Here is an 8,021-nt window from a genome sequence, read left to right as displayed (position 1 = left end):
CCGCGAAGTCGTCGAAGCCCACCCCCCCGAAGTCGAAGCCGTCTTCCCGCCGTCCGTCACGCGGTCCCCGGAGCTGAAACACCGTCATGCGTTACGCGAACATCCTGTCCACCGGCCGCTACGTCCCCGAGAAGCTCCTCACCAACGCCGACGTGGAGAAGATCCTCGGCGAGAAGGTGGACGAGTGGCTCCAGCAGAACGTGGGCATCAAGCAGCGCCACGTGATGGCGGACAACCAGGCCACCAGTGACCTGGCCGTGGCCGCCGCGAAGGAGGCGCTGGCCCGCGCGAAGGTGGACCCCAAGGAGCTGGACCTGGTGCTCGTGGCCAGTGACACGCCGGACTACCTGAGCCCCGGCACGTCGTCCGTGGTGCAGGCCAAGCTGGGCGCGGTCAACGCGGGCACCTACGACATCAACGCCGCGTGCGCGGGCTGGGTGACGGCGCTGGACGTGGCGTCGAAGACCATCTCCGCGGACGACAGCTACCAGCGCATCCTGGTGGTGGGCGCCTACGGGATGACCCGGTACGTGAACTGGAAGGACAAGAAGACCTGCACGCTGTTCGCGGACGGCGCGGGCGCGGTGGTGCTGGGCGCGTCCGACAAGCCGGGCTTCCTGGGCGCGAAGCTGCTCGCCAACGGCGAGTACCACGACGCGCTGGGCATCTACACGGGCGGCACGAACCGGCCCGCCACGGCGGAGACGCTGGCGCTGACGGACGGCAAGCCCGCGGTGCAGTTCGTGCGCAAGTTCCCCTCCACGTTCAACACCGAGCGCTGGCCCATCCTGCTGGACACGCTGCTCAAGCGCGCGGACCAGACGCTGGACGACGTGAAGCTGTTCGTCTTCACGCAGCTGAACCTGCGCACCATCGAAGCCACGATGAAGGCGCTCAACCAGCCCATGGAGAAGGCGCACTACACGATGGACAAGTGGGGTTACACGGGCTCCGCCTGCATCCCCATGACGCTGGACGACGCGGTGCTGCAGGGCAAGGTGAAGAAGGGCGACCTGGTCGCCTTCTGCGCCAGTGGCGGTGGCCTCGCCATGGCGTCCGCCCTCTACCGCTGGACGGCTTAGTCCCCCCATACCCCGCCTCATTCAGACAGGAGTTCTTCGCATGTTCATCGGGGACTGGATGGGGCGGGGTGCCCTCTACTGGCCGGACGCGGTGGCCGTGGTGGACGTGGCCCGGAAGGACGCGGGCCGCTTCACCTACCGGCAGATGAACGCGCGCGCCAACGCGCTCGCGGGCTGGCTGCGGGACGTGGCGGGCGTGCAGCGCGGCGACCGCGTGGCCATCGTCGCGCACAACGGCGTGGAGTACCTGGACACGCTGTTCGCGTGCGGGAAGCTGGGCGCCGTCTTCGTGCCGTACAACTGGCGCCTGCACGCGGCGGAGCTCACGGAGGGCGTGCGCGCCATCCGCCCGCGCGTGCTGCTGTTCGGAGACGACTTCAAGGACGCGGTGGCCCAGGTGCGCGAGCACGTGGGGGACGGCCTGCGCCTGGTGTCGCTGGAAGCGCAGGGCCTGCCGGGCGCGGATCCGTACGAGGAGGCCATGGCGTACGCGCCCGCCGCTCCGGTGGCTCCGGTGACGAACGACGCGGTGAGCGAGGAGGACATCCTCTGCCTGCTCTTCACCGGCGGCACCACCGGCCGGTCCAAGGGCGCGAAGATTTCGTACCGCATGGTGGCGTGGAACACGCTCAACACGCTGGTGCATGAAATCCGTCAGGGCGACGTGACGGTGACGCACACGCCGCTGTTCCACACGGGCGGGCTGCTCGTCTACACGCTGCCGCTGCTCACCGCGGGCGGCACCGTGGTGCTGATGCGCCGGTGGGACCCGGACGAGATGCTGGGCCTGGTCGCGAAGGAGAAGGTGACGCTCTTCTTCGCGGTGCCCACGCAGTACCAGCAGTTGATGGACTCGCCGCGCTGGAAGGGGACGGACTTCTCCTCCGTGCGCTTCGTCACCAGCGGTGGGGCGCCCCTGCCGGTGCCGCTGCTCCAGGCGTGGCAGGCGGTGCACCCGGTGCCCTTCAAGCAGGGCTTCGGCATGACGGAGTTCGGCCCGGGCATCTTCAGCATGGGGCCGGAGTTCGCGGTGTCCAAGGCGGGCTCCATTGGCCGGCCCAACTACTTCATCGACGCGAAGCTGGTGGACGAGGCCGGCCACGCGGTGCCCGTGGGCGGGGTGGGGGAGCTGGTGCTGAAGGGGCCCTCCATGTGCTCCGGCTACTTCGAGGACGACGCCGCCACGAAGGAGGCCATCAGCGCGGACGGCTGGTTCCACACCGGGGACCTGGCGCGCGTGGACGCGGATGGCTTCTTCACCATCGCGGGCCGCAAGAAGGACATGTTCATCTCCGGCGGAGAGAACGTGTACCCGCTGGAGCTGGAGTCCGTCCTCTACGAGCACCCCGCCGTGCAGCAGTGCGCGGTGGTGGGCGTGCCGGACGCGAAGTGGGGCGAGGCGGGCCGGGCCTACGTGGTGCTCAAGCCGGGCGCCGAGGCCTCGGCGGACGCGCTGCTCGAGCACCTCAAGGGCCGGGTGGCACGCTTCAAGGTCCCCAAGCGGGTGGAGCTGATGAAGTCCCTGCCGGTGTCCCCGGCCGGCAAGATTCTCAAGCGCGAGCTGCGCGAGGCGGCCATCGCCGCTGACGCGCGGGCCGCTTCGTGACGCACGGATTTTCCTCTCTCAAGCAACGCAACCAGGAGCGCGCACATGGCTGATACATCCAGGAAGGTCGAGATCCGGGACATCCCCACGCAGCGGCTCCGGGTTCGCGCGCGGCTGGTGGGCGAGGACGGCTTTCCCGTCATCTTCGTGCACGGCAACTGTTCCTCGTCCGCGTTCTTCGAGTCGCTGATGAAGACGCTGCCCGAGGGCTTCCGGGGCATCGCGCCGGACATGCGCGGCTACGGGCACACGGAGGCGAAGGCCATCGACGCGACGCGCGGCATGCGCGACTTCGCGGATGACCTGGTGGCGCTGATGGACACGCTGTCGCTGAAGCGCGCGGCGTTCGTGGCGCACTCGGCGGGCGCGGGCATCGTGATGCAGCTGTCCATCGACCACCCGGAGCGCGTGGCCGGCCTGGTGGTGGAGGCGCCGCTGTCTCCCTACGGCTTCGGTGGCACGAAGGACGCGGACGGCACGCCGTGCTGGGCGGACTTCGCGGGCTCCGGTGGCGGCACGGCCAACCCGGACTTCGTGCAGCGGCTGAAGACGAAGGACCGCTCCACGGAGTCGCAGACGTCGCCGCGCAACGTGATGAACGGCTGCTACGTGAAGCCGCCGTTCCGCCACCCGGACGAGGAGATGCTCCTGGACTCCGTGCTGGATACGCACGTGTCGGACGAGCTGTACCCGGGCAACTTCGAGAAGTCGGCGAACTGGCCGGGCGTGGCGCCGGGCACCACGGGCATGAACAACGCCATGGCGCCGGCCTACTACAACACCTCCGCCTTCGCGGCGCTGACGAAGGGGCCGGACGTGCTGTGGATCCGCGGCGCGGACGACGCCATCGTTTCCGACACGTCACTGTTCGACTTCGGCTTCCTGGGCAAACTGGGCGCGGTGCCGGGCTGGCCCGGGGATGAGAAGTACCCGCCGCAGCCCATGGTGTCGCAGATGCGCAAGGTGATGGATCGCTACGCGGCCAACGGTGGCCGCTACCGCGAGGTCGTCCTCCCGGACACGGGCCACAGCCCGCACCTGGAGAAGACGAAGGAGTTCCACGACCTGCTCGTCCCGTTCCTGCAGGAGCACGCCCGCTAGGCGTTCCTGACGTGCGGTAAGGCTCGCGAGGCCCTTCCGGGGAGCCCCTGGGGGGCGTCGTGTGTCCCGTGCGTCCACTCTCAGTCGCAGTCCGCTGTCGCCGCACCCTTCACCCAACCGGAGGTCCGCATGCGAAGCAACTGGAGTTTGTCGCTCACGGCCGCATTGCTGATGGCAGGTTGCGGGGCAGAACCGCCCGCGGAAGCACCCCCGACGCAGGAGTCCGTCGCCACGGCCGAGGCTCCGCTGGACGCGGACCTGGCCCCGTACTTCGACGCCGTCCCCACCTTCACGGGCAACTACCGGGTGGTGGGCACGTACACTCCGCCCACGTGGTCCTGGGGGCAGATTGAGCTGCTGGAAGGCAAGCAGCGCTTCCGCACGGAGTACTACAACCCGCGCACGCTGAAGCTGCGTGACCAGGACACGTTCCAGTCCAGCGACTACCCGCTGAAGACGTACTTCGGTTCGCTGAACCAGCAGCTGGTGAACGCGTTCAACCTCCACTACGGGAACAGCTGTGCCACGACGACCGGGGCCACCTGTCCCACGCCTGGCCCCACCAAGCCGGAGGCGCGCTTCGTCCTGCTGCACAAGGGGCGGGCCACCGCGGCGCGCACCTGTAACGTCAATCTGACGCCGACGCTGCTGGTGCACGGCGCCATCCAGGACGCGAACGTGTGGATGTTCCCCAACGGCAACAACGGTTCGGGCGGCACCTACGGCGGCGCGGCGCAGCTGACGGGCATGGTGCAGGACCTGGAGTCGAAGGGCCGCTGCGTGTACGCGGTGACGTTCGGCTCGTTCCACGGCGACAACTTCAACCACGCCATCCACGTGGCCAACGCCGTGCAGCGCGTGAAGGCGCTGCACCCGGGCGTGGCGCGGGTGGACGTGGTGGCGTGGAGCAAGGGCGTGCTGGCGGTGGACCCCTGGCTGGAGAACGCGGCCACGTGGGGCGGCTTCAGCACGACGCGCTTCTTCGAGCGTCTGGCGAAGGAGCAGGCGTCGCAGGTGCCGGCGTATGACGACTCGGTGCGCGTGTACGTGCCGCTGTCCGGCCCGCACAAGGGCATCGACCTGAACTTCCGCCACCCCATCCACACGCTGACCATCGCGAGCACGGCCTCCAACGCGCCGGTGGGCCGTGGCCCGATGCCGTGGACGTACTTCTCCGCGTTCCAGTGCGTGACGTTTGGTTATGACGTGCCCTGGTTCAAGAATCCCTACGCGGAGAGCGTGTGCGCGGGTTCCGGCGGCACGTGGCCGGACTACTTCCGCCGCATCTACCTGTCGAACATCACGGGCCTGTCCAGCACGGGCACGCCGGTGTCCAGCAGCACGCTGCAGACGCTGAACACGAACCAGGGCCTGTCCGCGTCGTCGTTCAAGTTCGACGACTACAACATGAGCCTCTTTGGCGCGGTGAATGACAGCGGCAAGTACGTGACGGCGTACCCGGGCCAGCTGCAGGCGGCGTATGACCTGCGTGGCACGTACCCGATTCCGGACCGCAGCGCGTCCGCGTGGGACAACATCGATCCGGACGAGAACCGCTACTTCCCCTGGCTGGACACGAAGCTCATCTACAACCCGCTGAACCCCTGGATTGCCGCGGGCTACATGCAGTCGAGCGACCACCGCGTGTGCCGCACGACGGCGTTCGACCCGGCGGGCTCGCCGTGCTTCGCCTTCCACGCGTACAACACGAACCAGAACCGTGAGGCGTACGACTCGCTGATGTACGGCAAGTACCGCATCATGGACGGCCTGGGCATGGCGGCGGCCATGGAGATGGGCGGCAAGTTCATCACGCGCCTGGCGGAGCACGGCGTGGATTCGCGCCTGCCGTCGCTCTACGTGCTGTACGGCACGACGGGCGGGGCGACCCCGTTCGAGACGGACGGCATGACGTCCACCACGTCCACGCTGCGCAGCGACGGCGTGCTCTTCGAGGCGAGCATCGCGGCGATGACCCAGCTCACCCAGGGTTGGACGGCCGCGAAGAAGACCGCCGACGCGAAGCAGGAGGGCATGGCCTATGACCACCTGAGCATGGGCATCACCCCGGCGGTGTGGAACAAGATCTCCACGCACTTCGTTTCGCGGGATTGATGACGTGACGTGAGGAGCACGGGCGCGTTCCGCGCGCCCGTGCCTCGCGGATCAGGGGCGCGGTGGGGCGGGGATGCCCAGCAGCGTGCCCATGTCCCGGACGAGCTTGTCGAAGGAGTCCGCTCGACGGGCGGCTTCGAGGTCGAAGACGCTGGTCAGGGCGGGTTGGTCGAGCGTTTCGCTGTAGGCCTGGGGCATGTGGCTACCGAGCCAGCCCTTCGCGTCGCGGATGCGCTCGGGTTCGGATGGAGCTCGCAGGTCGGAACGGAGCCCGCGCTGACCGCGCAGGGACTCCGCTGCTGCGAGGAACCACGCTTCATATTCACACTGCGCGACGACCACGGAGATGGTCCGGTTGGAGCGTTGTGACCGTGCCCAGGTCAGAAGCCGTGGCCCGAGCACGCACGGCAGGTCCTTGTCGGCATCCAGCAGGACGAGGATGAGGCCATCGTCGCCCACCTTCCGGGCCGTCAGTTCGATGGCCCGGCGCAGTTCGTCTTCCTTGACGAGCTGGCCTCGTGGAATGCGGTGGGGAAGGAGGACCTCCGGGTGGACCGTGGGCGCTATCCACTGCGTCAGGCGCCTGACGAGGATGGGGGCGGCGACGACTTCGCCATGGCCCTCGACGATGAGCCCAATCTTCATTCGGTGCCGTGCTCCCAGAGCTTGAGCTGATCCGCCTGGGGAACCGCTTGTCTGTCTGGAGACAGTTGGTTGGCCTTCAGCAGCTCGCCCGCAGTGTAGAGGCGGTCCTTGAGCGCGGACCGGGTCTCCGCATCCACGGGTGCGATGATGCTGCGGCCGTGGTCTGACACCACCGAGAGAATCTCGTCTGCTTGGATGCTGGGATCATCCAGCAGCTCCGGGCTGTGACTGGTGACGATGATTTGCGAATCTTGGGATGCATCGCGAAGTGCATCGCGCAGCACGCCCGCCGCCGCAGGGTGGAGCGCAATCTCGGGCTCCTCAATGCCCACAAGCCGGAGCCGCGGTTCGGCCCGCGTCTGAAACAATGCGACCAGGATTCCCAGTGCGCGGAGCGTGCCGTCCGACATCGCTGTAGGGGGAAAGCTCGCGCAGGAAGCCAAGCCTGCGACCCATTGGTTGAACTCCAATGTTTCCATGTGACCGATGCGGAGTGCGCTGACCCCATCCAGGTTCGGCACAATGGCCTTCAGATACTCTTCGATGCGCTGCTTGACGGGGACCTCCTGCTTCTCCAACCGCTCCAGAACGCTGGGTAGGTTGGACCCATCTCGCGCAAGGCGCTCTCCACTGCCAGGAGGCTGAAGAGCCCTGAGCTGATCAGGATGGAGATTGTAGAAGCCCATGTTCGAAAGCGCATCGAAAGCGGCTCGGAACTCGGGTAGTCCCGCAGCATTGACTAGGTAGAGACGATCTTTCGAGGCTGGTGGTGCGACTTGTGAGGGGCTGTCGATAAGGACGCCCTCGCGGACACGAAACCGCGCATCCCCTATGGCGCAGTTTTCCTCGAGGACGACGTAGTCGCCGTAATCATCAAGTTCGCCAATGCAAAGTGAGTAGCTGCCGAGAGTCTGAGGAGACATCTGGAAGTCAATGCGGATTCCGAAGCGACTGAGGGGAGGGCTGCCGCGATACGTAAGTTCATTGATGCCTCCTCTATCGCGAAGCGCGTGTTCCAATGAACTCCGCAGGGCGTCAGTGACGAACCGGAGCGCATCCATGAAGTTGCTTTTGCCCGAACCGTTCGGGCCCACTAGAAACGTTAGGGGACCGAGGGTGACGTCACACGCGCGAATGCTTCGGTAGTCACTCAGCATGACCCGAGTAATGAACGGGGGGCGCCCTCCAGGATGATTAGGGGTCGACCCTGCATTCTCGGCGGAAGGCATCTTGCGTTCTCCTGCACCAGTTAGTGCGCGCTGCGCACTTAATTGTGCCAGTAGGCCCATGATGCGGCAGGACGCAACATCCGCATCCTGAATCCAACAAATCCGGGGGCTTCGCTCTAGGGGGTGTCCCTAATTATCTGAAGAAAGGTGCTGGAGGCCGAGCGGCCGCCAGCCCCGTGGGCAGGGTTGAGCTTGCAGGGAAAGGAAGAGCTGAGCACCCCTGGTGAGTGCACCGACATGAGC

Annotated in this window: 6 protein-coding genes; 4 read left to right on the top strand and 2 right to left on the bottom strand. The window is 66.9% G+C overall.

Annotated features, from left to right (window positions below):
• Positions 1-86: 86 nt before the first annotated feature.
• The 4 genes from D7Y15_RS40840 to D7Y15_RS40825 all read left to right on the top strand — a co-directional run bounded on the left by D7Y15_RS40840 (position 87) and on the right by D7Y15_RS40825 (position 5,904).
• Complete coding sequence (locus tag D7Y15_RS40840; RefSeq protein WP_120606416.1) at positions 87-1,082, top strand: 3-oxoacyl-ACP synthase III family protein; 996 nt, start codon at positions 87-89, stop codon at positions 1,080-1,082.
• 40 nt (positions 1,083-1,122) lie between these two features.
• Entirely contained in the window at positions 1,123-2,688 is a 1,566-nt protein-coding gene (locus tag D7Y15_RS40835) for a long-chain fatty acid--CoA ligase (RefSeq protein WP_121755961.1), read from the top strand.
• Between the two features lie 45 nt (positions 2,689-2,733).
• A complete protein-coding gene (locus D7Y15_RS40830) occupies positions 2,734-3,789 on the top strand; it encodes an alpha/beta fold hydrolase (protein WP_120580473.1) in 1,056 nt (351 codons plus the stop codon).
• A 129-nt stretch (positions 3,790-3,918) separates the two neighbouring features.
• Positions 3,919-5,904 carry a triacylglycerol lipase gene (locus D7Y15_RS40825; RefSeq protein WP_121755960.1) on the top strand — a complete coding sequence of 662 codons (1,986 nt, stop codon included), beginning with the start codon at positions 3,919-3,921 and terminating at the stop codon, positions 5,902-5,904.
• Between the two features lie 51 nt (positions 5,905-5,955).
• On the opposite strand, the gene D7Y15_RS40820 is transcribed toward D7Y15_RS40825, so the two are convergent.
• Together D7Y15_RS40820 and D7Y15_RS40815 are read right to left on the bottom strand one after the other, a co-directional pair.
• Positions 5,956-6,549 carry a DUF4276 family protein gene (locus tag D7Y15_RS40820; RefSeq protein WP_121755959.1) on the bottom strand — a complete coding sequence of 198 codons (594 nt, stop codon included), beginning with the start codon at positions 6,547-6,549 and terminating at the stop codon, positions 5,956-5,958.
• Positions 6,546-7,706: an AAA family ATPase gene (locus D7Y15_RS40815; RefSeq protein WP_199746051.1), complete on the bottom strand. Its 1,161-nt coding sequence runs from the start codon at positions 7,704-7,706 to the stop codon at positions 6,546-6,548. The genes D7Y15_RS40820 and D7Y15_RS40815 overlap by 4 nt, the downstream gene beginning before the upstream one ends.
• Positions 7,707-8,021 lie beyond the last annotated feature (315 nt).

The organism is Corallococcus sp. AB030 (assembly GCF_003668965.1).
GTDB lineage: Bacteria > Myxococcota > Myxococcia > Myxococcales > Myxococcaceae > Corallococcus > Corallococcus exiguus.
Note: the sequence above shows the minus strand (reverse complement) of the source record. Positions and strands in the feature narration are given on the sequence as shown.